The 26,318-nt window shown below is 73.7% G+C and carries 24 protein-coding genes; 9 read left to right on the forward strand and 15 right to left on the reverse strand.

Annotated features, from left to right (window positions below):
• Nucleotides 1-15: 15 nt before the first annotated feature.
• Nucleotides 16-1,776, reverse strand: a complete 1,761-nt coding sequence (locus AC3ERT_RS04215; protein ID WP_435124823.1) for an acetyl/propionyl/methylcrotonyl-CoA carboxylase subunit alpha — start codon at nucleotides 1,774-1,776, stop codon at nucleotides 16-18.
• A 446-nt stretch (nucleotides 1,777-2,222) separates the two neighbouring features.
• Here AC3ERT_RS04215 and AC3ERT_RS04220 point away from each other — a divergent pair, with 446 nt between their 5' ends.
• Complete coding sequence (locus AC3ERT_RS04220) at nucleotides 2,223-2,657, forward strand: hypothetical protein (RefSeq protein WP_435172720.1); 435 nt, start codon at nucleotides 2,223-2,225, stop codon at nucleotides 2,655-2,657.
• Nucleotides 2,658-2,823: 166 nt separating this feature from the next.
• Here AC3ERT_RS04220 and AC3ERT_RS04225 read toward each other — a convergent pair whose 3' ends face one another.
• The 4 genes from AC3ERT_RS04225 to AC3ERT_RS04240 form a co-directional block, all read right to left on the reverse strand.
• On the reverse strand, nucleotides 2,824-3,435 hold the full coding sequence (locus AC3ERT_RS04225) for a nucleoside triphosphate pyrophosphatase (RefSeq protein WP_335981707.1): 612 nt from the start codon (nucleotides 3,433-3,435) through the stop codon (nucleotides 2,824-2,826).
• Between the two features lie 77 nt (nucleotides 3,436-3,512).
• Nucleotides 3,513-3,647, reverse strand: a complete 135-nt coding sequence (gene mmpB, locus AC3ERT_RS04230) for a morphogenic membrane protein MmpB (protein ID WP_335981706.1) — start codon at nucleotides 3,645-3,647, stop codon at nucleotides 3,513-3,515.
• 75 nt (nucleotides 3,648-3,722) lie between these two features.
• The gene (locus tag AC3ERT_RS04235) at nucleotides 3,723-3,932 is read right to left on the reverse strand and encodes an acyl-CoA carboxylase epsilon subunit (protein ID WP_435124818.1); all 210 of its coding nucleotides are present in this window, start codon (nucleotides 3,930-3,932) and stop codon (nucleotides 3,723-3,725) included.
• A gap of 117 nt (nucleotides 3,933-4,049) precedes the next feature.
• Nucleotides 4,050-5,639 (reverse strand): acyl-CoA carboxylase subunit beta, encoded by a 1,590-nt coding sequence (locus AC3ERT_RS04240; RefSeq protein ID WP_335981705.1) that lies wholly within the window; start codon nucleotides 5,637-5,639, stop codon nucleotides 4,050-4,052.
• Nucleotides 5,640-5,823: 184 nt separating this feature from the next.
• Here AC3ERT_RS04240 and AC3ERT_RS04245 point away from each other — a divergent pair, with 184 nt between their 5' ends.
• Together AC3ERT_RS04245 and AC3ERT_RS04250 are read left to right on the forward strand one after the other, a co-directional pair.
• Complete coding sequence (locus AC3ERT_RS04245) at nucleotides 5,824-6,702, forward strand: biotin--[acetyl-CoA-carboxylase] ligase (protein ID WP_435124813.1); 879 nt, start codon at nucleotides 5,824-5,826, stop codon at nucleotides 6,700-6,702.
• Between the two features lie 205 nt (nucleotides 6,703-6,907).
• Entirely contained in the window at nucleotides 6,908-8,170 is a 1,263-nt protein-coding gene (locus AC3ERT_RS04250) for an adenylate/guanylate cyclase domain-containing protein (RefSeq protein WP_435172852.1), read from the forward strand.
• Nucleotides 8,171-8,240: 70 nt separating this feature from the next.
• Here the strand turns inward: AC3ERT_RS04250 and AC3ERT_RS04255 are convergent, their stop codons facing one another.
• From AC3ERT_RS04255 to AC3ERT_RS04280, 6 genes are all read right to left on the reverse strand, one after another.
• A complete protein-coding gene (locus AC3ERT_RS04255) occupies nucleotides 8,241-9,395 on the reverse strand; it encodes a GGDEF domain-containing protein (RefSeq protein WP_335981699.1) in 1,155 nt (384 codons plus the stop codon).
• An 88-nt stretch (nucleotides 9,396-9,483) separates the two neighbouring features.
• A complete protein-coding gene (locus AC3ERT_RS04260) occupies nucleotides 9,484-10,302 on the reverse strand; it encodes an enoyl-CoA hydratase/isomerase family protein (protein ID WP_435124810.1) in 819 nt (272 codons plus the stop codon).
• 121 nt (nucleotides 10,303-10,423) lie between these two features.
• Complete coding sequence (locus AC3ERT_RS04265; protein WP_435172854.1) at nucleotides 10,424-10,993, reverse strand: GNAT family N-acetyltransferase; 570 nt, start codon at nucleotides 10,991-10,993, stop codon at nucleotides 10,424-10,426.
• Nucleotides 10,968-11,708 (reverse strand): lasso peptide biosynthesis B2 protein, encoded by a 741-nt coding sequence (locus AC3ERT_RS04270; protein WP_435172722.1) that lies wholly within the window; start codon nucleotides 11,706-11,708, stop codon nucleotides 10,968-10,970. Before AC3ERT_RS04270 ends, AC3ERT_RS04265 begins: the two co-directional genes overlap by 26 nt.
• Nucleotides 11,701-13,515, reverse strand: coding sequence for an albusnodin/ikarugamycin family macrolactam cyclase (locus AC3ERT_RS04275; RefSeq protein WP_435172724.1), 1,815 nt, complete (start codon nucleotides 13,513-13,515; stop codon nucleotides 11,701-11,703). The genes AC3ERT_RS04270 and AC3ERT_RS04275 overlap by 8 nt, the downstream gene beginning before the upstream one ends.
• Nucleotides 13,516-13,597: 82 nt before the next feature.
• Nucleotides 13,598-13,744, reverse strand: coding sequence for an albusnodin family lasso peptide (locus tag AC3ERT_RS04280; RefSeq protein WP_435172725.1), 147 nt, complete (start codon nucleotides 13,742-13,744; stop codon nucleotides 13,598-13,600).
• A 215-nt stretch (nucleotides 13,745-13,959) separates the two neighbouring features.
• Here AC3ERT_RS04280 and AC3ERT_RS04285 point away from each other — a divergent pair, with 215 nt between their 5' ends.
• Complete coding sequence (locus tag AC3ERT_RS04285) at nucleotides 13,960-15,270, forward strand: helix-turn-helix domain-containing protein (protein WP_435172727.1); 1,311 nt, start codon at nucleotides 13,960-13,962, stop codon at nucleotides 15,268-15,270.
• A gap of 33 nt (nucleotides 15,271-15,303) precedes the next feature.
• Entirely contained in the window at nucleotides 15,304-16,857 is a 1,554-nt protein-coding gene (gene hutH, locus AC3ERT_RS04290; RefSeq protein WP_335981696.1) for a histidine ammonia-lyase, read from the forward strand.
• A gap of 54 nt (nucleotides 16,858-16,911) precedes the next feature.
• Here hutH and AC3ERT_RS04295 read toward each other — a convergent pair whose 3' ends face one another.
• Complete coding sequence (locus AC3ERT_RS04295) at nucleotides 16,912-17,235, reverse strand: hypothetical protein (protein WP_488180720.1); 324 nt, start codon at nucleotides 17,233-17,235, stop codon at nucleotides 16,912-16,914.
• Nucleotides 17,236-17,659: 424 nt separating this feature from the next.
• Between AC3ERT_RS04295 and AC3ERT_RS04300 the strand changes: the two genes are divergently transcribed.
• A complete protein-coding gene (locus AC3ERT_RS04300; RefSeq protein WP_435172856.1) occupies nucleotides 17,660-18,940 on the forward strand; it encodes a L,D-transpeptidase in 1,281 nt (426 codons plus the stop codon).
• A gap of 14 nt (nucleotides 18,941-18,954) precedes the next feature.
• On the opposite strand, the gene AC3ERT_RS04305 is transcribed toward AC3ERT_RS04300, so the two are convergent.
• Together AC3ERT_RS04305 and xylB are read right to left on the reverse strand one after the other, a co-directional pair.
• Nucleotides 18,955-20,085 carry an ROK family protein gene (locus AC3ERT_RS04305; protein WP_435124800.1) on the reverse strand — a complete coding sequence of 377 codons (1,131 nt, stop codon included), beginning with the start codon at nucleotides 20,083-20,085 and terminating at the stop codon, nucleotides 18,955-18,957.
• Nucleotides 20,086-20,410: 325 nt separating this feature from the next.
• On the reverse strand, nucleotides 20,411-21,823 hold the full coding sequence (xylB, locus tag AC3ERT_RS04310; RefSeq protein ID WP_435172731.1) for a xylulokinase: 1,413 nt from the start codon (nucleotides 21,821-21,823) through the stop codon (nucleotides 20,411-20,413).
• A 91-nt stretch (nucleotides 21,824-21,914) separates the two neighbouring features.
• Here xylB and xylA point away from each other — a divergent pair, with 91 nt between their 5' ends.
• From xylA to AC3ERT_RS04325, 3 genes are all read left to right on the forward strand, one after another.
• The gene (xylA, locus tag AC3ERT_RS04315) at nucleotides 21,915-23,096 is read left to right on the forward strand and encodes a xylose isomerase (RefSeq protein ID WP_335981690.1); all 1,182 of its coding nucleotides are present in this window, start codon (nucleotides 21,915-21,917) and stop codon (nucleotides 23,094-23,096) included.
• Between the two features lie 333 nt (nucleotides 23,097-23,429).
• Nucleotides 23,430-24,911 (forward strand): ABC transporter permease, encoded by a 1,482-nt coding sequence (locus AC3ERT_RS04320; protein WP_435172733.1) that lies wholly within the window; start codon nucleotides 23,430-23,432, stop codon nucleotides 24,909-24,911.
• A 107-nt stretch (nucleotides 24,912-25,018) separates the two neighbouring features.
• Nucleotides 25,019-25,702, forward strand: coding sequence for an ABC transporter ATP-binding protein (locus tag AC3ERT_RS04325; protein WP_335981686.1), 684 nt, complete (start codon nucleotides 25,019-25,021; stop codon nucleotides 25,700-25,702).
• A 76-nt stretch (nucleotides 25,703-25,778) separates the two neighbouring features.
• On the opposite strand, the gene AC3ERT_RS04330 is transcribed toward AC3ERT_RS04325, so the two are convergent.
• On the reverse strand, nucleotides 25,779-26,207 hold the full coding sequence (locus AC3ERT_RS04330; RefSeq protein ID WP_335981684.1) for a winged helix-turn-helix transcriptional regulator: 429 nt from the start codon (nucleotides 26,205-26,207) through the stop codon (nucleotides 25,779-25,781).
• Nucleotides 26,208-26,318 lie beyond the last annotated feature (111 nt).

Raw genomic sequence — 26,318 nt, forward strand, 5'->3', positions numbered from 1 at the left:
CGCCCCGCGCGGACCTCAGTCCTTGATCTCGCAGATGAGCGCGCCGGAGGAGATCGACGCGCCGACCTCCGCCTTCAGGCCCACGACGGTGCCGGAGCGGTGCGCGTTGAGCGGCTGCTCCATCTTCATCGCCTCCAGGACCACGATCAGGTCGCCCTCGGCGACCTTCTGGCCCTCCTCGGCGGCCACCTTCACGATGGTGCCCTGCATCGGCGAGGCCAGCGTGTCACCGGACGCCGCCGCGGTCGCCTTCGTCGCGGCCCGCCGCTTCGGCTTGGCACCGGCGGCCAGCCCCGTACGGGCCAGCGTCATGCCCAGGTGCGCGGGCAGCGAGACCTCCAGGCGCTTGCCGCCGACCTCGACGACGACGGTCTCCCGGCCGCCGCCCTCCTCCTCGTCGGCCGCCTGCCCGGCGAACGGCGGGATGGTGTTGACGAACTCCGTCTCGATCCAGCGGGTGTGCACCGTGAACGGGTTCCCGTCCACCGGGGCGAACGCCGGGTCGACCACCACCGCGCGGTGGAACGGGATCGCGGTCGCCATCCCCTCCACCGTGAACTCGCCCAGCGCACGGGACGCGCGCTGCAACGCCTGCTCGCGCGTCGCCCCGGTCACCACCAGCTTCGCCAGCAGCGAGTCCCACGCCGGGCCGATCACACTGCCGGACTCCACGCCCGCGTCCAGCCGCACTCCGGGGCCCGACGGCGGCGTGAACAGCGTCACCGTGCCCGGCGCCGGGAGGAAGTTGCGCCCCGGGTCCTCGCCGTTGATCCGGAACTCGAACGAGTGGCCCCGCGACGGCGGGTCGTCGTAGCCGAGCGCCTCGCCGTCGGCGATCCGGAACATCTCCCGGACCAGGTCGATCCCGGAGACCTCCTCGGTGACCGGGTGCTCCACCTGGAGCCGGGTGTTGACCTCCAGGAAGGAGATCGTGCCGTCCTGGCCGACCAGGAACTCGCAGGTGCCCGCGCCCACGTAGCCGGCCTCGCGCAGGATCGCCTTCGACGCGCTGTACAGCTGCGCGTTCTGCTCCTTCGACAGCCAGGGCGCCGGGGCCTCCTCCACCAGCTTCTGGTGGCGGCGCTGGAGGGAGCAGTCGCGGGTGGAGACCACCACGACATTGCCGTGGGTGTCGGCCAGGCACTGGGTCTCGACGTGCCGGGGGCGGTCCAGGTAGCGCTCCACGAAGCACTCGCCGCGGCCGAACGCGGCCACCGCCTCGCGCACCGCGGAGTCGTACAGCTCGGGGACCTCTTCGAGGGTGCGGGCGACCTTCAGGCCGCGGCCGCCGCCACCGAAGGCGGCCTTGATCGCGATGGGCAGGCCGTGCTCCTTCGCGAACGCCACGACCTCCTCCGCGCCGGAGACCGGGTCGGGGGTGCCGGCCACCAGCGGCGCGCCCGCGCGCTGGGCGATGTGACGGGCCGCCACCTTGTCGCCCAGGTCGCGGATCGCCTGCGGCGGCGGGCCGATCCAGGTCAGTCCGGCGTCCAGCACGGCCTGCGCGAACTCGGCGTTCTCCGACAGGAACCCGTAACCGGGGTGGACCGCGTCCGCCCCGGACTCGGCTGCGGCGGCCAGCACCTTCCCGATGTCGAGATAGCTGGTCGCCGGGGTGTCACCACCCAACGCGTACGCCTCGTCGGCAACCCGGACATGGACGGCGTCCCGGTCCGGCTCCGCGTACACCGCGACACTGCCGATGCCGGCGTCCCGGCACGCACGAGCGACACGGACAGCGATTTCACCGCGGTTGGCGATGAGCACCTTGCGCACGATGGCTCCCTCCTTGGAACAAGCAGAGTTTAGGCAATGGCCACACTTGAAACCGAGGCGCCCCTGGACGTGAGGTTGCCCACACGCAGGGTGATCCAGGGGCCTGGAGAACCCCGTGAAAGCCTGCTCATTCCAAGGTACGGCGCGGATTGGCGCAATGTCCCGCACTCCCGGGTGTGGATCGCGTCTCGCATGTCGGCCGACCTGCGACGCGCCGATCCTTTGTGGGATTCCTACGAACAGCGGACGGAAAATTTGCTGCCGCGCGTTCCCTGGCGGGTGGTTGGGTCAGGACCCTTGCCGCCGCGCATACCCGTGAGTAGCCTGCGAGCCCTGGGTACCTGGGGTAACTCCCGTGGAAATCCCGGCGGGTCGGGCCGCGGCGCAGGTGCGCGCCGCGGGGGCCAACCGGCCCGAAGGCGGGCAGGCATGACAAGGGGGACGGAATGCGCAGAGGGATAGCCGTGGCGACCGCGGTGGTGCTCGTGCTCGACGCGCTGACCATCGCGGCCGTCAACTGGATACTCGGGCTGGCGGTTCGCCGCCAGCAGATGTCGCTCGGCGGGCTGCCGACGCACGCCATGACCGTCGGCGCGTGGGCGGCCGGCGGCGTCTTCGCGCTCTTCCTGCTGTGCTGCGCGGTACTGGTGGCGCGGATCGCGCTGCGCGACGAGATGGCCGGGCGGGTGGGGCGGATCGTCCTCATCGTCTGCGCGGTCGTCCACGGCGTGGTCGGCGCGGTCGTGGTGGGCCTGGTCGGCTGGTACGCCTTCGTGGCGATGATGGTGGTACTCGCCCTGCTGGTCGGGACGTTGCTGATGTACGCGCCCGACGAGGGCGACGAGTCCGCCGGAGTGGCCGAGGCCGCCCCGGCCACTTAGGGCCTGTCGTTTGGATCTCCGCGGCGTCGCGTCGCCCGGCACGCACATCTGCTGCGTTCTCGTCGGTCACCGACGCTCCGCGTCGACTCCCTCCTCCGCCTTGCAGTTGCACGCACCGGACCCCGCTCCTTCTCCCACGGAGATCCAAACGGCAGGCCCTAGGCGGCTACGCCCACAGGTCCGTGAGGCGGGTGCCCAGTTCGGCCAGGAGGGTGCGCAGCAGGGGGAGGGACAGGCCGATGACGTTGCCGGGGTCGCCCTCGATGCCGGTGACGAAGGGCGCCGAACGGCCGTCGAGGGTGAAGGCACCGGCGACGTGGAGGGGTTCGCCGCTGGCGACGTAGGCCGCGACCTCGTCGTCGTCGGGGGTGCCGAAGTGCACCGTGGTGGAGGCGGTCCGGGAGACCCGGCGGCCGTCGGCCGTGTCGATGACGCAGTGCCCGGTCCTGAGCACCCCGCTGCGCCCGCGCATCGCGCGCCAGCGGTCGGTCGCCTCGGCGGCGTCCCGCGGCTTGCCCAGCGCGCCGCCGTCGAGTTCCAGCACCGAGTCGCAGCCGACCACGAGTTCACCGCCGTCCAGCAGCCCGCCCTCCGCGACCGCGGTGGCCTTCGCCTCGGCCAGCACGCGGGCCAGCTCGGCGGGGGAGGGCGCGGTGATCGCCTCCTCGTCGACGCCGGAGACCACCACCCGCGGGTCGAGCCCCGCCTGGCGCAGCAGCCCGAGGCGGGCGGGCGAGGCGGACGCGAGGACGAGGGCGCGGCGCGGTGTCGAGGTCACCGGGCCATCGTAGGAGAGGCCCGCCGCTGCCCCGGCCCCGCGGTCCCGTTCCGGCCGCGCAACGCCTGCACGGCCCGTCACGCGTGCCAGGCCGCCACCGCCATCCCGACGACCGCCGCCACCGCGAGCACCAGCATGGCCCGGCGCACCATCAGCTGGGCCCGGCGCAACTCCTCGTCGCGCTGGCGCGGTTGATCGTCGGACCAGAGCATGCCGTCAAGGGTGGACCGCGGCGCCGCCCCGCGCCTGAGTACGGGTACTCACTGCCGCCCGGTCGGGACCGGTGGTCAGGCCGGCCACACCGAGGTGCGCCACGCCGCCGGCCCGGGGCGGGGCGCGACGCCCGGCACCGTACGCGCCGGGTCGGACCACGAGCTGCGCACGGCCGGCTCCGGCCCGCCGCCCAGGTCGGCCGCCGCGGCCCGCGCCTGGACCAGCGCGACGACCGCCGCCAGTTCCTCCGGGGTCGGCCGGCCCCGCTCCACCTTGATCATCATCTCTGCGGTCCTCCTGTCGACGGAAGCACGGAAGCACGGAAGCGCGGGGCGCAAAGCGCGGGAACCACGCACGAGCGGACGAGCGGACGAGCGGACGAGCCGACGGACGCGGGGGCGTCACAGCGGGATGTTGCCGTGCTTCTTCGGCGGCAGGCTCTCCCGCTTGTTGCGCAGCGTGCGCAGCGCCTTGACCAGGTGGGCACGGGTCCTGGACGGCTCGATGACCGCGTCCACATAGCCGCGCTCGGCCGCGACGTAAGGATTCAGCAGCGTGTCCTCGTAGTCGGTGATCAGCTGCTGCCGCAGCGCGTCGGCCTCCTCCGGGGTGGCCGCCTCGGCCAGCGTGCGGCGGTGCAGCACGTTCACCGCGCCCTGCGCCCCCATCACCGCGATCTGGGCGGTCGGCCAGGCGAGGTTGAGGTCCGCGCCCAGGTGCTTGGAGCCCATCACGTCGTACGCGCCGCCGTACGCCTTGCGCGTGATGATCGTGATCAGCGGGACCGTCGCCTCGGCGTAGGCGTAGATCAGCTTGGCGCCGCGGCGGATGATGCCGTCCCACTCCTGGCTGGTGCCGGGCAGGAAGCCGGGGACGTCGACGAAGGTGACCACCGGGATGTTGAAGCTGTCGCAGGTGCGCACGAACCGCGCCGCCTTCTCCGAGGCGTTGATGTCCAGGCAGCCGGCGAACTGGAGCGGCTGGTTGGCGACCACGCCCACCGGCCGGCCCTCGATCCGGCCGAGCCCGGTGACGATGTTCGGCGCGAACAGCGCCTGGGTCTCCAGGAACTCGCCGTCGTCCAGCACGTGTTCGATGACCTGGTGGATGTCGTACGGCTGGTTGGCCGAGTCGGGGATCAGCGTGTCCAGCTCGCGGTCCTCGTCGGTGGCGGCCAGGTCCGCGGTCGCCGGGAAGGCGGGCGGCTCCTCCAGGTTGTTGCCCGGCAGGTAGGACAGCAGCGCCTTGACGTACTCGAAGGCGTCCTTCTCGTCGCCCGACAGGTGGTGGGCGTTGCCCGAGGTGGTGTTGTGGGTGCGCGCGCCGCCCAGCTCCTCCATGCCGACGTCCTCGCCGGTGACCGTCTTGATGACGTCGGGCCCGGTGATGAACATGTGCGAGGTCTGGTCGACCATCACCACGAAGTCGGTGATCGCGGGAGAGTAGACCGCGCCGCCCGCGCAGGGGCCGACGATCACGCTGATCTGCGGGATCACCCCCGAGGCGTGGGTGTTGCGGCGGAAGATCTCGCCGTACATGCCCAGCGAGGTGACGCCCTCCTGGATGCGGGCCCCGCCGGAGTCGTTGATGCCGATCACCGGGCAGCCGGTCTTCAGCGCGAAGTCCATCACCTTGACGATCTTCTCGCCGAACACCTCGCCCAGCGCCCCGCCGAAGACGGTGAAGTCCTGCGAGAAGACCGCCACCGGGCGGCCCTCCACGGTGCCGTAGCCGGTCACGACGCCGTCGCCGTACGGCCGGTTCGCCGCCATGCCGAAGTTGGTGGAGCGGTGCCGGGCCAGCTCGTCCAGCTCGGTGAACGACCCCTCGTCCAGCAGCAGTTCGATCCGCTCCCGGGCGGTGAGTTTGCCCTTGGCGTGCTGTTTCTCCACGGCACGCGCCGAGCCGGCGTGCGTCGCCTCCTCGATGCGGTGGCGCAGGTCGGCGAGCTTGCCCGCCGTCGTGTGGATGTCGTACTGCGGCTCGGCCATGGAGGCGGCTCTCCTGCTCTCGGCGGGTCGTACGCGTACGGTCCGCGCGTACGTGACTGGCGAGTAACGCTGTTGCGTAGCGTAGTGGTGACGGAGACGAACGAGCAGTGCGGCGTTCACCACATCCCGTACGTGCCGGGCGGGCGCGGCACCCGGCGGCGGGCGCGGCTCATAGGGTGGGGGCATGACGTCCAGCCGCTGGTCCGACCTGGAACGGCCGCCGCTCAACGCCGTGGCCCTGCGCAAGGCGGTGGTCACACCGGAAGCGGTATGGACCTCGCTCGATGTGGTGGAGGCCACCGGCTCCACCAACAGCGACCTGTCCGCCCGGGCCGCCGCCGGCGCGCCGGAGGGCGCGGTGCTGGTCGCCGAGGAGCAGACCACCGGCCGCGGCCGGCTGGACCGGCGCTGGAGCGCCCCGGCCCGCTCCGGACTGTTCTTCTCGGTCCTGCTCCGACCGGGTGAGGCGGCCGCGACCGCCGACGGCGTGCGCCGGCCCGTCCCCGTGCACCGGTGGGGCTGGCTGCCGCTGCTGGCCGGGGTGGCCACCGCCACCGCGCTGTCCCGCGCCGCCGGCGTCGACACGGCCCTCAAATGGCCCAACGACCTGCTGCTGACCGTCGACGGCGAGGAGCGCAAGGCCGGCGGCATCCTCGCCGAGCGGGTCGGGGACGGCGCCGTCGTCCTCGGCATCGGGCTCAACGTCTCGCTGCGCGCCGAGGAACTGCCGGTGCGCACCGCCACCTCGCTGGCGCTGGCCGGGGCCGCCGGCACCGACCGCGACCCGCTGCTGCGGGCGGTGCTGCGCTCGCTCGGCGACTGGTACGACGCCTGGCGCGCCGCGGACGGCGACCCGGCCGCGTCCCGGCTCCAGCAGACCTACGCGGCCGGCTGCGCCACGCTCGGCCGCCAGGTGCGGGCCGAGCTGCCCGGCGGCCGGGACCTGTCCGGCACGGCGGTGGCGGTCGACGGCGACGGGCGGCTGGTGATCGCCGGGCCGCAGGGCGAGCAGCCGGTCGACGCCGGGGACGTCGTCCATCTGCGCCCCACCGAAGGAGAGTGAGCCAGGGCACACCTGCCGTATCGTTGAGGGGCTGCGTCGTCTCGATGATCGGAAGGGCTGTGCGCAGGGACTTCTCAGGGGCCGGGCGGTAAGCGTGGACAACGACAGCCCCCCGCCGAGCGCCCCCGGCGGCGATGCCGCCTCCGACGGTGCGCGTGCCGCTGCGGGCGGTGCGCGCGCCGCGTCCGGTGACGGGCCCGGGCACGTGCCCGAGGGTGAGGGCGGCGGGGAGCCGGCGCCTGCCGGTGCCGTCCAGGGCCCGGACGGGACCGCGGGTGAGCCTTCGGGCGGGACAGTGGGTGAGCCTTCGGACGAGTCTTCGGGTGAGCCGGGTGAGACCTCGGGTGAGCCGGACGTGTCCGGTGAGGCGGGCGACCCGGATGACCCGGGCGACCCGGGCGGTTCGGGCGACCCCGGGGACGGCGGCGACCCCGAGGGCCCGGGCGAACACCCGCTCGCCCTCCGGCTGGAGCAGCTGATCCTCGGCGCGCCGCGCCAGTACACCCCCTTCCAGGCGGCCCGCACCGCGGGCGTGTCCATGGACCTGGCCTCCCGCTTCTGGCGGGCCATGGGCTTCGCCGACATCGGCCAGGCCAAGGCGCTCACCGAGGCCGACGTGCTGGCGCTGCGCCGACTGGCGGGCCTGGTCGAGGCGGGGCTGCTCAGCGAGTCGATGGCGATCCAGGTGGCGCGGTCGACCGGGCAGACCACCGCGCGGCTCGCCGACTGGCAGACCGACTCCTTCCTCGAAGGGCTGACCGAGCCGCCCGAGCCCGGTATGACCCGCGCCGAGGTGGCCTACCCGCTGGTCGAGTTGCTCCTGCCCGAGCTGGAGGAGTTCCTGATCTACGTCTGGCGCCGCCAGGTCGCGGCCGCCACCAGCCGGGTGGTGCAGTCCGACGACGAAGAGGCGGTCGACCGCCGGCTCGCGGTCGGCTTCGCCGACCTGGTCGGCTTCACCCGGCTCACCCGCCGGCTGGAGGAGGAGGAACTCGGCGAGCTGGTCGAGGCGTTCGAGACCACCGCGGCCGACCAGGTCGCCGCGTACGGGGGGCGGCTGATCAAGACGCTCGGCGACGAGGTGCTCTTCGTCGCCGACGACCCCGGTACGGCGGCCGAGATCGGGATGCGGCTGATCGAGACGATGACCGGCGACGAGACGATGCCCGCGCTGCGGGTGGGGATGGCCTTCGGCACCGTCACCACGCGCATGGGCGACGTGTTCGGCACCACCGTCAACCTCGCCTCCCGCCTCACCTCGATAGCGCCCCGGGACGCGGTCCTGGTGGACGGCGACTTCGCGGAGGCGCTCGGCGCGGCGGGCGAGGCGCCCCTGTCGGAGGCGGACGTCGAGGCGGACGACGCGACCACCGAGAAGTACCGCTTCGCGCTCCAGCCGATGTGGCGCCGCCCGGTCCGCGGGCTCGGCGTGGTCGAGCCCTGGCTGCTGTCCCGCCGCGACACCTGACCGGGGGCGGGCTTCCGCCGCTGCCCCGCCCCCGCCCACCGCGGGCCTGGGCCGGGCGGGGCGTGGTACCTCAGGGGTGATGGCCGCGGAGCGTGCGGCGGTCGGCGTCGGGATGCGGCGGCGGGGTGTCGGCGAGCCGCACCACCGGGTCCTGCGGGCCCTCGCGGCCGGCCACCACCGGGTGGTCCGCGCGCAGCGCCTTCGCCCGGTACTGCGCCGCGTCCGCCAGCCGGAAGAGCCGCCGCGCGGACCGGACCGGCCCGATCGGGTCCTCGGTGGAGGCCACCCCGCACGCCACCCCGTCGCCGACCTCCAGTTCGGCCGCACGGCGGCACAACTCGTCGGCGGCGCGCACCACTTCGTCCGCGCTCTGCCCCACCGCCACGATGCAGAACTCGTCCCCGCCCAGCCGCGCCGCCAGGCTCCCGGGCAGCATCGCCCCGCACAGCGACAGCAGCGAGCCGAACCGTTCCAGCAGCCGGTCCCCGACCGCGTGGCCGAGCCGGTCGTTGACCCGCTTCAGCCCGTTGAGGTCGCACACCATCAGGCTGACCACCACGCCCTGCCGCCGGTGCAGCTCCAGCGCCTCGTCCAGCCGCACGTCCACCGCCCTGCGGTTGCCCAGCCCCGTCAACGGGTCGGTGAACGCCAGGAGCCGGACCTCCGCCAGCCGCTCGGTCTGCGCGATGCCCGACGCGAGCAGCGTGGCCAGCACCGTGGCGAAATCGGCGTCCTTGCGGTCGAAGCCCGCCTCGCCCACCCGCCGCGCGACGTACAACTCGCCCCAGGCCCGCCCGTGCAGCACGATCGGCGCGACCACGCAGCTGCCGCGGCCGCGCCGGCGCAGCGCCGCGGCCCGGCCCCAGCTCCCGCCGCCGGGCGAGGTGCCGGACGCGTCCTCGGTCTCCACCCAGGCGTGCGGCTCGCCGCCGGCCGCCCAAGTGCCGTGCAGGAACTCGGCGATCTCCGGGAAGTCGTGCACCGAGTACGACTCGTCGGCCGGCTCCGGCTCCTCGCCCGGGGCCAGGTCGCCGTCGTTGACCAGCACCCGCAGCCGGCCGGACTCCCGCTCCCAGGACGAGACCGCGGCGAAGGCGCCCTGCATCGCCAGCCGGGCGCCCCGGGCACCTGCCCGCACCGTGGCGAGCGGGGTCTGCGCCGTGGCCAGCGCCTGCGCCAACTCCACGACCGCCCGCAGCCGCACATCGGCCGTACCTTCCGCCATCACCCCAGGCTAGGCACCTTCGCCCCGGCTCGACGGGCGACCCGGCCCCGCACTGGGCCGAACGGACCTGCCACTGCTCTCGCCGGGTTCACCACCCCGGCCAGGCCGGCCGCCGCTTCTCGTTGAACGCCGCGACGCCCTCCGCCCGGTCGGCGGAGAAGGCGACGGTGCGCCAGGCCGCGTCCTCGACCTCCATCCCCGCGCGCAGGTCCAGGCCGTGGCCGACCCGCAGGGCCTGCTTGGCGGCGCGCAGCCCCACCGGGGAGTTGGCCGCGATCCGCGCCGCCAGCTCCAGCGCTGCGGTACGGGCCCGGCCGGCCGGTACGACCTGGTCGACCATGCCCAGCGCCAGCGCCTCGGCCGCCGGGACGCGCCGCGCGGTGAAGACCAGTTCCGCCGCCTTGGCCGCCCCGACCCGGCGCGGCAGCAGCTGGGTGCCGCCGCCCCCGGGGATCACCCCCACCGAGACCTCGGGCAGGCCGACCACCGCGGCCTCGTCCGCCACGATCAGGTCGCAGGACAGCGCGAGTTCGTAGCCGCCGCCCAGTGCGAAGCCGCCCACCGCGGCGATCGCGGGCATCGGCAGGTCCAGCACCCCGCCGTAGGCCGCCCTCGCCCGCGGGCGCTGGCGCAGCAGTTCGGCGTCGCTCAGTTCGTTGCGCTCCTTCAGGTCCGCGCCGGCACAGAAGGCGCGCTCGCTGGAGGAGGTCAGGACGGCGACGCTGACGGCCGGGTCGGCGGCCAGCGCCGCGCACGCCGCCGCGATCGCCTCGGCCATCGCGGTGGAGACCGCGTTCATCGCCTGCGGGCGGTCCAGCACCACTTCGGCGACGTGCTCGCCATGCCGCCGCACCTCGACGACGTCCCCGAACCTGCGCGCGCCGCCGGTGTTCTCCTGCTCGCCCATGCCGCCCGTCCCTCCCGTGCAGTTAACGATCGCGAACCTCGCGCCATCCTCGCACGGCCCGGCTGTCGCCCGCCGGCACGGCGTGGGCTGCACGCACCGCGGCCCGTCGAGGAGCCGCTGGTCAGAGGGCAGAGGGGGCGGTGAACTCCGTGGCGACCGCGTCCATGACCAGTTCGTCGCAGATCTTGCCGCGCCAGTAGCCGGCCTGTCGCATCAGGCCGACGTGTCGGAAGCCGGCCTTCACATACGTGCGGATCGCTTCCGTGTGGGGGGCGAGAACCTTCAGCCAGACCATCCGCAGATTGGTGACGTGGAAGGCGTAGTCGAGCGTGAGCCGGGTCGCCGCCGTGCCCAGGCCCCGGCCCCGGTGCTGCGGGGCCAGCATCACGACGAACTCGGCGGTGCGGACACTGTGGTCGGGCAGCAGGGTGGTGACCCCGGCCGGTACGGGTCGCTCTCCGGTGAGGTCGTAGACGGTGAAGCGGATGTTCTCGCCGCGCAGCTGGTGCGCCATGCCCTCGGCGCGCGCCTCCAGCGACTCGGGCCCCTGGCGCCCGTAGCCGATCAGCACGGCCGGGTCCTGTTCCCACTGCCAGTACGTCTCGACGAGGTCGGCGCGGTAGGCACCGAGCCCGCAGGTGTCGGTGCGCAGCCAGATGATCGGGTCAGTCGGGTCGGCGGGGCTGGTGATGGCGGCCTCCGATGGTCAGCACGGGCGTGTAGGCGCGAGTCGAAAACGGCTCGGCGACATCGGCGCCGTCCACAGTCTGCACCCACGCGTGGAGTCGGATCGGATCGGACGCGACGCCGTGGCACCAACGGACACCGAGGCGTCGGGCGCTCAGCAGCAGGACCGCGGCGACGGATTCCTCCAGGCATGCGGTGCGGCCGGGGGAATACCAGCCGGCGCGCCGGACCGCGTTGACGGCGCCCGCTGCCTGCTCGGACGTCGCGGGGCGGACGGCCCGCGCGCAGACGGCGGACAGGAGTGTGACCGTGCGCCACATGCCGCGGCGGCCGCAGCGGGTGACGGCGAACGCGACGGCGAGTGCGGCCGCGGCGGCGGTGAGGGTCCTGGCACGTGTGCCGCCGAGCGGCCGATCGGCGGCTGCGCGGTGTTCTGCGCTGCCCCAGCCGGCCTCGGTGGGCACGGCACGCAGCGCGGGCGGCCACGGGGCCGGTTCGCGCGTCGGCGTGAGGAGGCCCAGAGCCAGGAGCGGGCGGACGAGGGCAGGGTCGATGGCGTCGAGGACGCCGGTGCGCGAGGTTGCTTCCCACTGGGCCGAAGCCGGAGGACGGAGCATCCGGACGCCGCCGGTGCGGTAGTCGACCAGGACCAGGGCGTGGCCGATGTCGAGGCAGCGGACGTGCTCGGAGCAGGTGGCGAACGCAGGCAGGTCATCCATGGCGCGGTCCTCCCCTGCCGGGGCTGGTCCAAGCGGCAGGCGTGCGGTCGGTGGTGCGGAGCCATGCTTCGACGGTGAGGGCCTGCTCCAGCATGGCGAGGGACATCGGTACACCTGAGGCGGCCTGGGTGAGGTGGGCGCGCAGCAGGTCGGGATCGACAAGTCCGAGGGCCGCGAGCCGGCCGTCGGCGAGCCGGCGGAGGTCTGGCAGGTTGGTGCGCAGCCCGGTGTAGTGGTCGGCGTTGAAACTGCCCTTGGTCGTCCGCGCGGCCAGAGCCGTCGGTAGTACGCCGGACATCGCCAGTGCGAGCACCGGCTTGTAGGCGTGGACCGGGGGGCGGGCGCGCAGTTCGGTACGCAGGACGGCGTCGATGACGCGCGGGTCGAGGAACGGGTTGTGCAGGTCGATACCGTACGCGGCGGCGAACTGGGCGTCGGCGGTCGCGCTCCGGGCGACCTCGCGGACCTCGTCCACCCCGATACGCACTGCTGTGTCGAGGCCCGGCAGCGGATCGTCGGCCGAGGCCGCTTCACGAACCGTGCCGGACAGCAGGCGGACAGCCTCGGCTGTGGCCCAGCCGGGCAGCGGCAGCGCCGGGAACCATCGGACGTCGCCATTGCCGACGGAGGTTGGTGAGGCGCCCTGCTCCAGGGTGGTGGCCAGATCGGTCAGGGCTTGCGTGCGGGAAGTGCGGTTGAGGGTACGAACATCGCGTAGCAGCGGAAGGACAGCGGAGTGGCGCAGCCGGGCCCAGCCCGCGACTTCGCCGGCGGCTCGCCGGTGGAGCCGGTGGCGCACCAGATCGGCGAGGTGGGCGGGCGGCAGGAACAGGACGCTGTCGCCGCCGTCCCCGGTCAGGTGGGTGCGGCTGCCGAACCGGTCGAGCATCCAGCGCAGCTGCCCTTCGAAGCGGGCCCGGGTCAGGGTGGACGGGGCGGGTTCGTCCGTGGCCGGGACTGCGGTGATGTCGGTGTACGGCAGGTGCTCGCTGCCCAGGGGAAGAAGGTGGTGGGAAATGCGCGGGTGGTGGGCGGCAGCAAGGCGCGCGTACGTCAGGTCGGCGCCGTCGTACCGGTCGGCCGGATGCACGGTGACCGCGTTCAGTGCTCCGCCGGCGGGGCGCGCGGTCGCGGCGAGCAGGGCGAGGCTGGAGGAGTCCAGGCCACCGGACAGGTCACACGTCAGACAGGGGTCGGCCGTGGCGCGCAGCTGGACGGCGTCCTCCAGGGAGGTGCGCAGCCGGCCGTCGGCAGGACCCGGTACGGGATCGGGCCGCCACACCGTGCGGGACCGCAGCTCACGTCCGCCGGCGAGTTCGATGCGGGAACCGGGCGGCAACTGCTGGACGCCGGTGAAGAACGACCTGCGTCCCACCGCTGCCGGGACGTGCGGCAGGAACACCGCGACCGCAACACGTACATGGTCCACCGGGGAGCCGGTGAGACCGGCCAGGGTGCGTGCCGAACTCGACCAGGCCCATCCTCGCCGGTACCGGGTCGCATAGACGGGCACCGCCCCTGCCGGATCGGTGTACACCACCGTGCGGTCCCCGGCCTGCTCGACCACCGTGTAGGCGCCGGACCACCGCAAGGCGACATCGTCGGCCACCGGCCGGGCGGACAGCGCGCGCAGTTCGGCATCGGTGGCACCGCACCAGCCCAGCACCGTCACCGTAGCGCCGCTCGGCATGATGAGGGACCGGGCTGAGGGCGATCCGGCCTGCCAGATCTGTCCGGCTCGGCCGAGGCGAACGGCACCGGCCGGTGGTCTGGTTCCGGCACCGTCGGTAAAACCTCCGAAGATCACAACAACCCCTTTCAGGCCGGAACGGCCGGCCGTGCGGTGGGACGCCGGAGAGGCTGGGGACGCCCCACCGCACGGCGGTCGCTCAGGCGCAGTTGTAGGCGCGGCGCTTGTCCTCGCTCTGTCCGCCGCCCTGACCCTGGGTCAGAGCCACCAGATCACCGATCTCGATGAGCAGCGGTGCGGACGGCGGGGACGAAGGGGTGGCGGCGTGCTGCGTGCGGTCGTCCATGACGATTCCTCCAGACGAAAGGGTGATGACCACCGTCGGGTGGCACCCGGCGGCCCGTACCTGGTCAGGACACCGCGGGGCCGGGCGCCGGTCGACGGAAATCCCGCTGCGGGCACGCCGTTTGCGTATTGCGCACACCGGCTCGACCGAGTGTCACCGCCCGGCTACCGTGAGCGGGCTGATGTGATGCCCGGGGGGACGCGAAAGGGGCAGCCATGCATGCTCAGGTACCGGACTGGAACTCCCCCCGAGCCCGGAAACTCGTCGCGGACCGCGACTTCGGCGGCCTGATCCGCTGGGCTCGTCAGCAGCGCGGCTGGCGCCAGGCGGACCTCGGCAGGGCGACCGGCTACTCGGCCTCCGCCGTCAGCCGCTTGGAGACGGCCGAACGGCCGGCCACCGACCTGGATGTACTCAAACGGTTCGCGGACGCCCTCGTCATCCCTGCGGGGGTACTTGCCGCGGTGCTGGGCGTTGCCCCGCCTCGGGCTACTACAGTTGCCAGCGCCCAGCGCTCGGCCCTTTCCGAGGAGGACCCGATGAAACGCCGGTCCCTCCTCACCGCCGGCCTGGCCGTGCCGGCTCTTGCGCTCGACCACCTCGACGAGACCCTCGCGCTGCTGCCCGTGCCCGCCTCGGCTCCCACCGCGGACCGCCTGACCGTCCGGTACCGCCAGGCACGGGCGCAGTTCAACCGCGGTGCCCATGCCGCACTGATCGAGGCGCTCCCCGATCTCCTGGCCACGGCGGAAGCCCTCGCCGACCAAGGCGAAGCCGTCGACTACGCCCGGCTCGCCGCTTGCTACGACCTGGCCACCGAGACCCTGTCCAAGCTCGGCCGCTACGACTCCAGCCGGATCACCGCCGACCGGTCGAGCACCTATGCGCGCCTCTCCGGGGACCCCCTGGCCGGCGCCGAGTCCGCCCGCGCCTTCAGCATCGTCCTGCGGCATGCCGGGCGCGCTGCCACCGCGCAGCGCGTCACCCTCCATGCCGCCGCCCAGGTCGAGGCCACCGGGCTGACCACTCCTGCCCAGGCCCGGGCGTTCGCGCAGATGCTCTGCACCACCGCCTACGCCGCGGCCGAAGCGGGCGACCGGGACCGCGCCCTTGAGATGATCCGGGACGCCGAGCGCGCTGCCGCCCTCCTTCCGGAACAGCACGGCGCGCCGACGTTGTCGGTCACCCCGGCCTCCGTGACCCTCTACAAGGTCGGTGTCCTGTGGGCGCTGGGCGACGCAGGTGCCGCTGTCCATGCCGGTCGCGGCCTCAGGCCGGGCCAGTTCGCCACCGCCGAACGCCGCGGCCGACTCCACACGGACATGGCCCGTGCGTGGTGGCGGTGGAACAAGCCCGAGCAGACCGCCGGCGCCCTCCTCGCCGCTCACCGCGCAGCGCCTGCCGAGGTTCGCGACCGCCCCAGCATCCGTGCCATCGTCACCGACCTCGCCAGGCGCCACCCGGCAGCCATCGGAGTCCGCGAGCTTGCCGCCGCGACCGGGCTGCGCGCCGATGGGGGCGGGTGACAGCGGGGGATTCAGTGCTTAGGGTTTGTGAATATGAATATGCAGAACGTGGTGGTGGGGGCGTACGGGGTCGCGGCCGAGGACGTGGTGGCCGTGGCGCGGGGAGACGCCCGGGTGGAGGTCGGGGCGGAGGCGCTTCAGGGGGTGGCGCGCGCCCGGGAGGCGGTCGAGGCGCTGGCGGCGAAGCCGGAACCGGTCTACGGGGTGTCGACGGGGTTCGGCGCGCTGGCGGTGCGGCACATCAGCCCGGAGCTGCGGGCGCAGTTGCAGCGCAGCCTCGTACGCTCGCACGCCGCGGGGATGGGGCCGCGGGTGGAGCGCGAGGTGGTGCGGGCGCTGATGTTCCTGCGGCTGAAGACGCTGGCGTCGGGCCGTACCGGGGTGCGGCCGGTGGTCGTGGAGACGATGGCGGCGGTGCTGAACGCGGGGATCACCCCGGTCGTCCACGAGTACGGCTCGCTCGGCTGCTCCGGGGACCTCGCGCCGCTCGCGCACTGCGCGCAGGTGCTGATGGGGGAGGGCGAGGCGGAGGGGCCGGACGGCGTGGTGCGCCCGGCGGCCGAACTGCTCGCCGAGCACGGCATCGAGCCGGTCGAACTGCGGGAGAAGGAGGGCCTCGCCCTCATCAACGGCACCGACGGCATGCTCGGCATGCTGGTGATGGCCTGCGCGGACCTGGCCGGGCTGTTCACCGCGGCCGACGTCACCGCCGCGCTGACGCTGGAGGCGCTGCTCGGCACCGACCGGGTGCTCGCGCCCGAACTGCACGCGATCCGCCCGCACCCCGGGCAGGCGGCCAGCGCGGACAACATGCTCAGGGTGCTCGCCGGCTCCGGCCTGACCGGGCACCACCAGGACGACGCGCCGCGGGTGCAGGACGCGTACTCCGTGCGGTGCGCGCCGCAGGTCGCCGGGGCCGGACGGGACACGCTGGCACACGCCCGGCTGGTCGCCGAGCGCGAGCTCGCCGCGGCGATCGACAACCCGGTGGTGACCGAGGCGGGCACGGTCGAGTCGAACGGCAACTTCCACGGTGCTCCGGTCGGCTACGTGCTGGACTTCCTGGCGATCGCGGCGGCCGACCTCGCCTCGATCGCGGAGCGCCGTACGGACCGGCTGCTCGACCGGAACCGGTCGCACGGGCTGCCGCCCTTCCTCGCGGACGACCCGGGGGTGGACTCCGGGCTGATGATCGCCCAGTACACGCAGGCGGCGCTGGTCAGCGAGATGAAGCGGCTCGCGGTGCCCGCGTCGGTCGACTCGATCCCGTCCTCGGCGATGCAGGAGGACCACGTGTCGATGGGCTGGTCGGCGGCGCGGAAGCTGCGGACCGCGGTGGACGCGCTGGCGCGGGTGGTAGCGGTCGAGATGTTCGCCGCCACGCGGGCGCTGGAGATCCGGACCACCGGTACGCGGGCGCGGCCCGCGCCCGCGACCGCCGCGGTGCTCGCGGCGCTGCGCGCGGCCGGGGTGCCCGGGCCCGGGCGGGACCGGTTCCTCGCGCCCGACCTGGAGGCCGCGTGCGCCTTCGTACGCGACGGCTCGCTGGTGCGGGCCGCGGAGAGCGTGACGGGGCCGCTGGCCTGATCCGCCGGCCGCCTCCGGGTGCCCCTGATCCCGCGGCCCTTCCGCGAGAGGGGGCTACGGCTCGGGGGCCGGGTCCTCGGCGTCGGCGGCTTCCAGCGCCTGGCGGGAGCGGCGGGTGGCGTTGACGACGAGGCCGGCACCGGCCAGCAGGAAGACGCCGCCGCCTATCAGGTAGGGCTTGGTGTCGATCATGCCGGTCTCGGCGAGCCGGCCCGACAACGGCGCGGCCTGCGTCTCGGAGGCGGCGGCGGGTGCGGGTGCGGTGGCCGCGGCCGGTGCGGTGTCCGCGGCGGTGGCGCCGTGCGCGGAGGGGACGAAGTAAAGCGCCGCCAGTACGGCGGCGGCGGCCGCGGCGACGTACGGGCGGGGCATGGCCATCTGATCCCCCAGCGGATGCGGCGAGTTGACCGTAGGCGCCGATCGTAGTGACTGGCGGCGGCCGGTGGGAAGCGGCGGGGGGCCGCGGGGCGGTGCGCGGTGCGTGGCCGGAGCGCTACGGAAAGCCGCGTGACGGGTATCACGGCGGATGGCGTGTCAAAGCCCACAATTTCCAGCGGAAAGGACATACGCGGCGGCTCGGCTGTTTCCATGGGTGGTGGAAGAAGCCCCGCTCCGATCGCTTCGGCCTGCGGGCGACCCCGACTTTTGGGAGAGACGCGTGACGCCGCCCGACACCGGAAACACCCCCACCTCCGAGCAGGACGGTCCCGCCGCGTACGGTCCTGCCGCGGCCGCCCGCCGGAAGCGGAAGGTCTTCCGCCGCAGCACCCTGGCGGCGCTCGCAGTGGTGGCCGGTGGCGCGGTGGGCCTGACCGCGTGCGGCGGGCACAGCAGCAGCGCGAGCAGCCAGAACGCGGCCGCGACGATCTCCCCGACCGCGAGCGCCTCCTCCTCCGGTGCGTCCGGTGCGTCCGGTGGCGGCGCGAGCCCGAGCAGCTCCGCGTCGGCCCAGGCAGCCGCGGACGCGGCCGCCGCCAAGCAGACCTCGGCCGCGAAGATCACCATCACGCCGAAGACCGGCACCACCGGTGCGGCGGTGAGCGGCGCGGTGCAGGTGAAGGCCACCGGCGGCAAGCTGACCAAGGTGACGATGACCGGCGTCGCGTCCGGTCACACCGTCTCCGGCACGCTGTCGTCCGACGGCACCACCTGGACGCCGAACGGCACGCTCGCCCACGGCATCCAGTTCCACATATCCGCCACCGCCACCGACACGCAGGGGCGTACCACCAGCGCGCAGTCGACGTTCGGCACCAAGTCGAGCACCGGCACCTTCGTCGGGTACTTCACCCCGGAGGACGGCTCCACCGTGGGCGTGGGCATGCCGGTCTCGATCAACTTCAGCAAGGCGATCTCCTCCGCCGACCGGGCCGCGGTGCAGCGCGGGATCAGTGTGAGCTCCAGCAGCGGGCAGGCGGTGGTGGGCCACTGGTTCAGCTCCACCCGGCTCGACCTGCGGCCGCAGACCTACTGGGCGGCGGGCTCGCACGTCACGCTCAAGCTCAAGCTGGCCGGCGTCGAGGGCTCCGCGGGCGTGTACGGCGTGCAGAACAAGACCGTCAGCTTCGACGTGGGCCGCTCGCAGGTCTCCACGGTCGACGCGTCCACGCACACGATGACCGTGGTCCGCGACGGCAAGGTGATCAAGACGCTGCCGATCTCCGCGGGCAGTGACGACCACAGCACGTACAACGGCCAGATGGTCATCGAGGAGAAGGACCAGACGACCCGGATGAACGGGGCGTCCGTCGGCTTCACCGACAGCGACGGGAAGGGCGAGTACGACATCCCGGACGTGCCGCACGCCATGCGGTTGAGCGACTCCGGGACCTTCATCCACGGCAACTACTGGACCGCGAAGTCCGTCTTCGGCACCGCCAACACCAGCCACGGCTGCATCGGCCTGAGCGACGTCAAGGGCGGCAAGGACGACACGACGGACGCGGCGTGGTTCTACAACAACTCGCTGATCGGCGACGTGGTCGTGGTGAAGAACTCGCAGGACAAGACGATCCAGGCGTCCAACGGGCTCAACGGCTGGAACCTGTCGTGGAGCCAGTGGGTGGCCGGTTCGGCGCTGTAGTCAGGGCGCTGTAGTCAGGGCGCCGTCGCGGCGGGGGCCGCGGCGGTGTGAATCCAGGCGGCCGGGTCGTCCAGGACGGCCCGGACCGCGCTGTACGCGGCGCCCCGCAGCACCCCGTCGCGGCCCAGCCGCGAGGTGATCACGTCCTGCGGGCGCCACCGGCGGTCGGTGACACGGGCGGCCAGTTCGCGGCGGGCGCCGGGCAGCAGCCAGGGCGCGAGGTCCGCGAGCGGGCCGCCGACCACCACGGCCTGCGGGTCGAGCAGGTTGACGGCGCCGCTCAGCGCGGTGCCCAGGGCCTCGCCGGCCCGATCCAGCGCGTCCAGGGCGGCACTGTCGCCCGCGGCCGCGGCCGCGCGCAGGTCGGCGGGGGTGGCGGCGCCGGCCGCGCGCAGCAGGGCGGTCTCGCCCGCGAAGGTCTCCAGGCAGCCGTGGGCGCCGCAGGAGCACAGGGGGCCGTCGGGGCGGACCGGTACGTGGCCGAGTTCGCCGGCGAAGCCGCGGGCGCCGCGGAAGAGGCGGCCCTCCACGATCAGGGCGGCGCCGATGCCGATCTCGGCGGAGACGTGGACGAAGTCGGCGAGGCGGTGGTGGCCGCCGAGCCAGAGTTCGGCGAGGGCGCCGAGGTTCGCCTCGTTCTCCACGACGGTGGGGTGGGGGCCCAGGGCGGTGACGGGGACGTTCTCCCAGCCGAGGTTCGGGGCGCGCAGGACGGTGCCGCGGTCGCGGCCGACCAGGCCCGGGACGGCGACGGTGGCGCCGACCGGGTGCAGGTCCAGGGCGGCGGCTTCCTCCGTGACCTGGGCGGTCAGGCCGGTGAGTTCGGCGAGGACGGCGGGGGCCGGGCGGCCGCGGTTCGCGGCCGGGAGCTCGGTGCGGCAGCGGACCTCGCCGCGCAGGTCCACGACGCATGCGGCGAGGTGGTCGACGCCGATTTCCGCGCCGAGCCCTGCGGGGCCGGTGGCGGGCAGCGCGAGGGCGGTGCCCGGGCGGCCCACGGTGCCGGGGCGGCGGGCGCCGCGTTCTTCCAGGAGGCCGGCGGCGAGGAGTTCGTCGACGAGGGTGGAGACGGTGGCGCGGGTGAGGCCGACTGTCGTCGCGACTGTGGCGCGGGTGAGGTCTTCTTCCGTTGCCAGGGCTCGCATGACCAGGGAGAGGTTGCGGTGGCGTAGTTCCGATTGGGCGCCGGTGCGTTTGGATTTGATCAGGGGGCTCCTTCCGTTTTCGGGGCTGCGTCCACCCTATGTGCGGGGGCTTTCCGGGTGTTCTCCCCGCCCACCCGCCCGCTTCTGCCCGACGGCACGCTTCTGGTCCCGGCCGCCCGCCGCGGAGCTGCGCCCGCGTCCCCGGCTGTCCCGGGTAGTGGGCTGGTCGCGCAGTTCCCCGCGCCCCTGCGGGCGCGTCTGCCCGATGCGGCAGCATGCCGGGTGGAGCCCGCGCCCCGGTGGGGCGGGGCGCGGGGGGGAGGGGTCAGCCGGCGAGGGGGAGAGCGGCGGCGAGGCGGGCGAGGGTGGCGTGGTCGCGGGGGAGCGGGGGGAGGAGGTCGCCGTGGTCGGTGCGCCAGCGGGCGGCGACGGCGGCGGGCTGTTCGCCGGTGAGGAGGGTGGCGGCCTGGACGGCGGCGCCCAGGGCGACGAGTTCGGAGGCGGCGGGTACTTGGACGGCGCGGCCGGACAGCCGTCGTACGGTGTCGCGCCAGGCGGCGCCGCGCGCGCCGCCGCCGATGAGCAGGATCGGCTCGTCCGGGGCGTGCCCGGCGCCGTCGACGGCGAGGACGAGGTCGAGCGCGGCGAGAAGGGCGTAGACGGCCCCGTCGTACGCGCCCTGGAGGATCTGCCCGGCGGTGGTGTCGTGCCGTACTCCGGTGAGCAGCCCCGAGGCGTAGGGGAGGTTGGGGGTGCGCTCGCCGTCGAGGAAGGGGAGGAAGGCGACCGAGCCGCCCGGCTCGACCTCCTCCCGGCCGCGCCCGAGCAGCTCCGCCACCTTGTCCACCGCGAGCGTGCAGTTCAGCGTGCACGCCAGCGGCAGCCAGCCCCCGTCGGCCGCGGCGAACCCGGCGACGGTCCCGGACGGGTCGGCGGGACGCTGGCGGGCGACGGCGTAGACGGTCCCGGAGGTGCCGAGGCTGAGCACCGGCTGCCCGGGGGCGACCCCGAGCCCGAGCGCGGCGGCCGCGTTGTCGCCGGTGCCCGCGCCGACGAGCGCGCCGGGCCGCACCCCGGCGCCCTCCCGTACGGTGCCGGCCGCTTCACCGGGCCCGAGCACCGCGGGCAGCAGCTTCGGGTCGAGCCCGACCTCGGCGAGCAGCGCCTCGTCGTACGCCCCGGTGCTCGCCGCCCACCAGCCGGTGCCGGAGGCGTCGCCGCGGTCGGTGACGGCGGCGCCGCTCAGCCGTTCGGTGAGGAAGTCGTGCGGCAGCCGGACCGCGGCGGCGGCCGCGGCCGCCTCGGGCTCGTGGGTGCGCAGCCACTCCCACTTGGCGACGGTGAAGCTCGCCGCGGGCACCGAGCCGATCCGCTCGGCCCACCAGTCCGCGCCGTGCCGCGCCACCAGCTCCTCGGCCTGCGGAGCGGACCGCACGTCGTTCCACAGCAGCGCGTCCCGCACCGGGCGGCCCCGCTCATCGAGCACGACCAGGCCGTGCTGCTGCCCGCCGACCGCTATCGCGTCGGCGCGCCCGGCGTACCCGCCGAGCTGGCCCAGCGCATCCTGAAGGGCGCGCCACCACACCTCGGGGTCGGTCTCGCGCCCGGCGCCGGCGCTGACGGTGTGCGCGGCCTGGCCGCGGGCCAGCACCTCGCCGCTGTCCACGTCCACCGCCAGCACCTTCGTGGACTGCGTCGAGCTGTCCACACCGAGCACGACCTGCCCTTGTCCCGCCATGTGATCCGGGTCCTTTCGCACGGTCCCACTTCCCAACACCGGGCTCGCATACTAATTTGTTCAACAGTCTGACGAATAGGAGCCGACCGCCATGACATCCGAGACGAACCTCACTCCCACCCCCGCCGACAAGTTCACCTTCGGACTGTGGACGGTGGGCTGGCAAGGACGCGACCCGTTCGGCGACGCCACCCGCGCGCCGCTCGACCCGGTCGAGTCGGTGCACCGCCTCGCCGAGCTGGGCGCGTACGGCGTGACGTTCCACGACGACGACCTGATCCCCTTCGGCTCCTCCGACGCCGAGCGCGAGCAGCACGTCAAGCGCTTCCGGCAGGCGCTGGCCGAGACCGGCATGAAGGTGCCGATGGCCACCACGAACCTCTTCACCCACCCGGTGTTCAAGGACGGCGGCTTCACCTCCAACCTCCGCGAGGTGCGCCGCTTCGCACTGCGCAAGGTGATCCGCAACATCGACCTGGCGGTGGAGCTGGGCGCCGAGACCTACGTCGCCTGGGGCGGCCGCGAGGGCGCGGAGTCCGGCGGCGCCAAGGACGTACGCGTCGCCCTGGACCGGATGAAGGAAGCCTTCGACATCCTCGGCCAGTACGTCACCGAGCAGGGCTACGACCTGCGCTTCGCGGTGGAGCCCAAGCCGAACGAGCCGCGCGGCGACATCCTGCTGCCGACCGTCGGCCACGCGCTGGCGTTCATCAACTCGCTGGAGCGCCCCGACATCGTGGGCGTCAACCCCGAGGTCGGCCACGAGCAGATGGCCGGGCTGAACTTCCCGCACGGCATCGCCCAGGCGCTGTGGCACGGCAAGCTCTTCCACCTCGACCTCAACGGCCAGACCGGCATCAAGTACGACCAGGACCTGCGCTTCGGCGCCGGCGACCTGCGCTCGGCGTTCTGGCTGGTGGACCTGTTGGAGCGGGGCGGCTACCAGGGCCCGCGGCACTTCGACTTCAAGCCGCCGCGCACCGAGGACATGAGCGGGGTGTGGGCGTCCGCGGCCGGGGGCATGCGCAACTACCTGATCCTCAAGGAGCGGGCCGCCGCCTTCCGCGCCGACCCGGTCGTGCAGGAGGCGCTGCGGACCTCCGGTCTGGACGAGCTCGGGCAGAGCACGCTGGGTTCCGGTGAGACGCTGGCCGACCTGCTCGCCGACCGCAGCGCCTACGAGGACTTCGACGCGGACGCCGTGGGCGAGCGCGGGATGGCCTTCGAGGCGCTGGACCAGCTCGCCATGGACCACCTGCTCGGCGTGCGCTGAGCCGTGCGGCGTGCGCCGGCCGCGCAGGTCGCGCGCACGCCGGGCCGGGCGACGGAACAGACTCCCGCACGAACCTGGGGACCGGCTGTGAACAGGCCGTGCGCGGCCTGTCCAAGGAAGAAATAATCCTTCGCTCAGCGAGCTCTCATCCCCGCGTGGCATTTCTCAACTCCCCCTCACATTCGCCTCACGGCGCCCTCACCACCGATTCCTACCGTTGCGCCGCAGTGGGAGCAGGGGGTGGACGCTTCGCCCTCCTCGCGTCCACCCCCTGCTCCTCGCACCTGTCCTGGTGCGGTTCCCCTGCCTATCCCTGCCAACACGAGGAATCGGATGTTCTTCACGTATCTCCGGCGCGAGCTGCGTCGCCGGCGCAAGGCGGCGCTCGTGGTCGCGCTGGGCCTCGCGCTCGGCATCGGCCTCGTCATCACGGTCGACTCGGTCTCGTCCGGCATGGACCAGGCCCAGGGCAAGGTCCTCAAGTCGCTCTACGGCCTGGGCACCGACATGACGGTGACCAAGGCCGCGCCCGCCTCCGGCTCGGGCTCCACCACCCGCCCGAAGTTCGACTTCGACGCCAAGAGCGACGGCTCGTCCCAGAGCAGCGACCGGGTCACCGTGCAGGGCTTCCAGACCCTGGCCTCCTCGGTCGTCACCAGCGTCGGCAAGCAGAAGAACGTCGCCAGCGCGGTCGGCGGCCTCAACCTCCAGGTGCTGAAGATCGACGGCACCTTCACGCCCGGCCAGTTCCAGCAGAACAAGACCAGCGGCTCCAGCAGCTCCGGCGGGGGCGGCGGCTTCCCCGGCGGCTCCGGCAGCAGCACCCCGCAGGGCCAGGTCAGGGGCGGCGGCGCGCAGTTCGACGCCAACAGCTGCACGATGTACGGCGTGGACGTGTCGAACCTGGCGCTCGGCCCGCTCTCCTCCTCCAAGATCACCTCCGGCACCACCTTCACCTCCGCCGACAGCAACGCCAAGGTGATGGTCGCCGACTCCGCCTACGCCAAGCAGAACAAGCTCAAGGTCGGCTCCACCGTCACCGTCAAGAGCACCAAGTACAAGGTGATCGGCATCGCCACCGCCGACAGCGGTGACTCCGCGGCCAACCTCTACCTGCCGCTGAAGCAGGCGCAGACCCTCGCCTCCTCGGCGAACAAGATCACCACGATCTACGTCAAGGCGTCGGACTCCAAGCAGATCTCCACGGTGAAGTCCGAGATCCAGAAGAACATCTCCGGCACCACCGTCACCACCTCCGCCGACCTGGCCTCCACGGTCTCCGGTTCGCTGTCCACGGCCTCCTCGCTCGCCTCCAACGTCGGCAAGTGGCTGTCCATCGCGGTGCTGATCGCCGCGTTCCTCGTCGCCGGCCTGCTCACCTCCTCGGCGGTCAGCCGCCGGGTGCGCGAGTTCGGCACGCTCAAGGCGCTCGGCTGGAAGAGCGGCCGCGTCACCCGCCAGGTCATGGGCGAGGCCCTGGTCAACGGCCTGATCGGCGGTGTGCTCGGGATCGCGCTGGGCCTGGCCGGCGCGTTCGCCGTCACCGAGATCAGCCCCACGCTCAGCGCCCAGCTCGGCTCCACCGCCTCCACCGGCGGCGGCACGGGCGGCCCCGGCGGGGGCGGCGGCTTCGGCGGCGGTGCCCGGCAGGCCGCGTCCAAGACGCTCGACATCGCGCTGAGCGCGCCGGTCAGCGCCGGCACCATCGTGCTGGCCGTCGGCCTGGCCATCGGCGGCGGACTGATCGCCGGTGCCTTCGGCGGCTGGCGCGCCTCGCGGCTGCGCCCGGCCGACGCGCTGCGCCGCGTCGAGTAGCCGCCGCCGGTCCGGCCGCCGCCCGCACCTCCCCTGGGCGGGCGGCGGCCGGCCAGGGCCGTCCACCCCGGCCGCCCACCTTCCCTTCCGCTCCCAGGAGTCCAGCCATGTACCAGCTCAACGGCGTGACCAAGCAGTACCGCCGGGGCAAGACGACCGTCGACGCCCTGCGCGGTATCGACCTCACCATCGCCGACGGCGACCAGGTCGTCATCCAAGGCCCCACCGGCGGCGGCAAGTCCACCCTGCTCCAGATGCTCGGCGGACTCGACCGCCCCACCACCGGGGCCGTCGAACTCGACGGCACCGACCTGGCCAAGCTCAGCGAGGCGCGGCTGACCAAGGTCCGCTCGGAGAACATCGGCTTCATCTTCCAGAGCTTCAACCTCATCCCCACGCTCACCGCGCAGGAGAACGTGGAGACCGCGCTGGTGCCGATGGGCGTCAAGCCCGCCGAGCGCCGCACCCGCGCCGCGGCCGCCCTGGAGTCCGTGGGCCTCGGCGAGCGCCTGACCCACCTGCCGTCCGAACTGTCCGGCGGCCAGCAGCAGCGCGTCGCGATAGCCCGGGCCCTGGTCAAGGAGCCCAAGGTGCTGCTCGCCGACGAGCCGACCGGCAACCTCGACGAGAGCACCCGCGACGACATCATGGGGCTGCTCGAAGGGCTGTGGCGCGACCGCGGGCTGACCTTCATCCTCGTCACCCACGACTCCACCATCGCCAAGCGCGCCCCCCGCCTGGCCACCATCCGCAAGGGCACCCTGACGGTGCGGGAGTCCGCCAAGAAGTGAGCCCCGCCGCTCCTGAGCCCCGCCCGTGCCCTGCTGCCTTGGGCACGGGCGGTCAGCCGGGCCGGCGGGCCGCCGGTCAGCCGGTCAGGTCCTGCCCGGCGGCCCGCTCCTGGGCCTCGAGCAGTTCCTCGCCGTGCTCCCGGGTCCAGTCGCCCATCGCCCGGAGCGGGCCCTCCACCAGGCTGGCGCCCAGCGGCGTGAGCCCGTAGTCGACCCGGGGCGGCGCGGCGCGGTAGGCGCGGCGCTCGACCAGCCCGTTGGCGAGCAGGCGGCGCAGCGACTCGGTGAGCACCTTGTCGCTGATCCCCCCGCCCAGCGCCCGCAGCCCGGCCCGCCGCAGCGGCCCCGCGCTCAGCCCCGCCAGGATCACCGGGTCCCAGGTGTGCGCGAGCAGCTCGGTGGCCGCGCGCAGCCGGCAGTCCACGAGCGTCCGCCCGCGCAGGGCGTCCGCCTGCCCCGCGCCCCGCCCCGGTCCGCCGCCGTCCGTTCCCGTCGTCGCTGCCATGCCCCCATCCTCCCGCACGTGTTTCCTACCGTCCGGTGCGTATCGGTTCTCCTACGGTGGCGCTCCCGCGGCGGCTGCGACCGGCAGGGCGCCGCCCGACACTTCGGGAGC

The organism is Actinacidiphila sp. bgisy145 (assembly GCF_057708125.1).

Coding starts and splice junctions, on each gene's coding strand:
- AC3ERT_RS04220 (WP_435172720.1), top strand. CDS start 2,223: ATGCGCAGAGGGATAGCCGTGGCGACCGCGGTGGTGCTCGTGCTCGAC.
- mmpB (WP_335981706.1), bottom strand. CDS start 3,647: ATGCTCTGGTCCGACGATCAACCGCGCCAGCGCGACGAGGAGTTGCGC.
- AC3ERT_RS04235 (WP_435124818.1), bottom strand. CDS start 3,932: ATGATGATCAAGGTGGAGCGGGGCCGGCCGACCCCGGAGGAACTGGCG.
- AC3ERT_RS04240 (WP_335981705.1), bottom strand. CDS start 5,639: ATGGCCGAGCCGCAGTACGACATCCACACGACGGCGGGCAAGCTCGCC.
- AC3ERT_RS04245 (WP_435124813.1), top strand. CDS start 5,824: ATGACGTCCAGCCGCTGGTCCGACCTGGAACGGCCGCCGCTCAACGCC.
- AC3ERT_RS04255 (WP_335981699.1), bottom strand. CDS start 9,395: ATGGCGGAAGGTACGGCCGATGTGCGGCTGCGGGCGGTCGTGGAGTTG.
- AC3ERT_RS04260 (WP_435124810.1), bottom strand. CDS start 10,302: ATGGGCGAGCAGGAGAACACCGGCGGCGCGCGCAGGTTCGGGGACGTC.
- AC3ERT_RS04270 (WP_435172722.1), bottom strand. CDS start 11,708: ATGGATGACCTGCCTGCGTTCGCCACCTGCTCCGAGCACGTCCGCTGC.
- AC3ERT_RS04280 (WP_435172725.1), bottom strand. CDS start 13,744: ATGGACGACCGCACGCAGCACGCCGCCACCCCTTCGTCCCCGCCGTCC.
- AC3ERT_RS04285 (WP_435172727.1), top strand. CDS start 13,960: ATGCATGCTCAGGTACCGGACTGGAACTCCCCCCGAGCCCGGAAACTC.
- hutH (WP_335981696.1), top strand. CDS start 15,304: ATGAATATGCAGAACGTGGTGGTGGGGGCGTACGGGGTCGCGGCCGAG.
- AC3ERT_RS04295 (WP_488180720.1), bottom strand. CDS start 17,235: ATGGCCATGCCCCGCCCGTACGTCGCCGCGGCCGCCGCCGCCGTACTG.
- AC3ERT_RS04305 (WP_435124800.1), bottom strand. CDS start 20,085: ATGCGAGCCCTGGCAACGGAAGAAGACCTCACCCGCGCCACAGTCGCG.
- xylB (WP_435172731.1), bottom strand. CDS start 21,823: ATGGCGGGACAAGGGCAGGTCGTGCTCGGTGTGGACAGCTCGACGCAG.
- xylA (WP_335981690.1), top strand. CDS start 21,915: ATGACATCCGAGACGAACCTCACTCCCACCCCCGCCGACAAGTTCACC.
- AC3ERT_RS04320 (WP_435172733.1), top strand. CDS start 23,430: ATGTTCTTCACGTATCTCCGGCGCGAGCTGCGTCGCCGGCGCAAGGCG.
- AC3ERT_RS04325 (WP_335981686.1), top strand. CDS start 25,019: ATGTACCAGCTCAACGGCGTGACCAAGCAGTACCGCCGGGGCAAGACG.
- AC3ERT_RS04330 (WP_335981684.1), bottom strand. CDS start 26,207: ATGGCAGCGACGACGGGAACGGACGGCGGCGGACCGGGGCGGGGCGCG.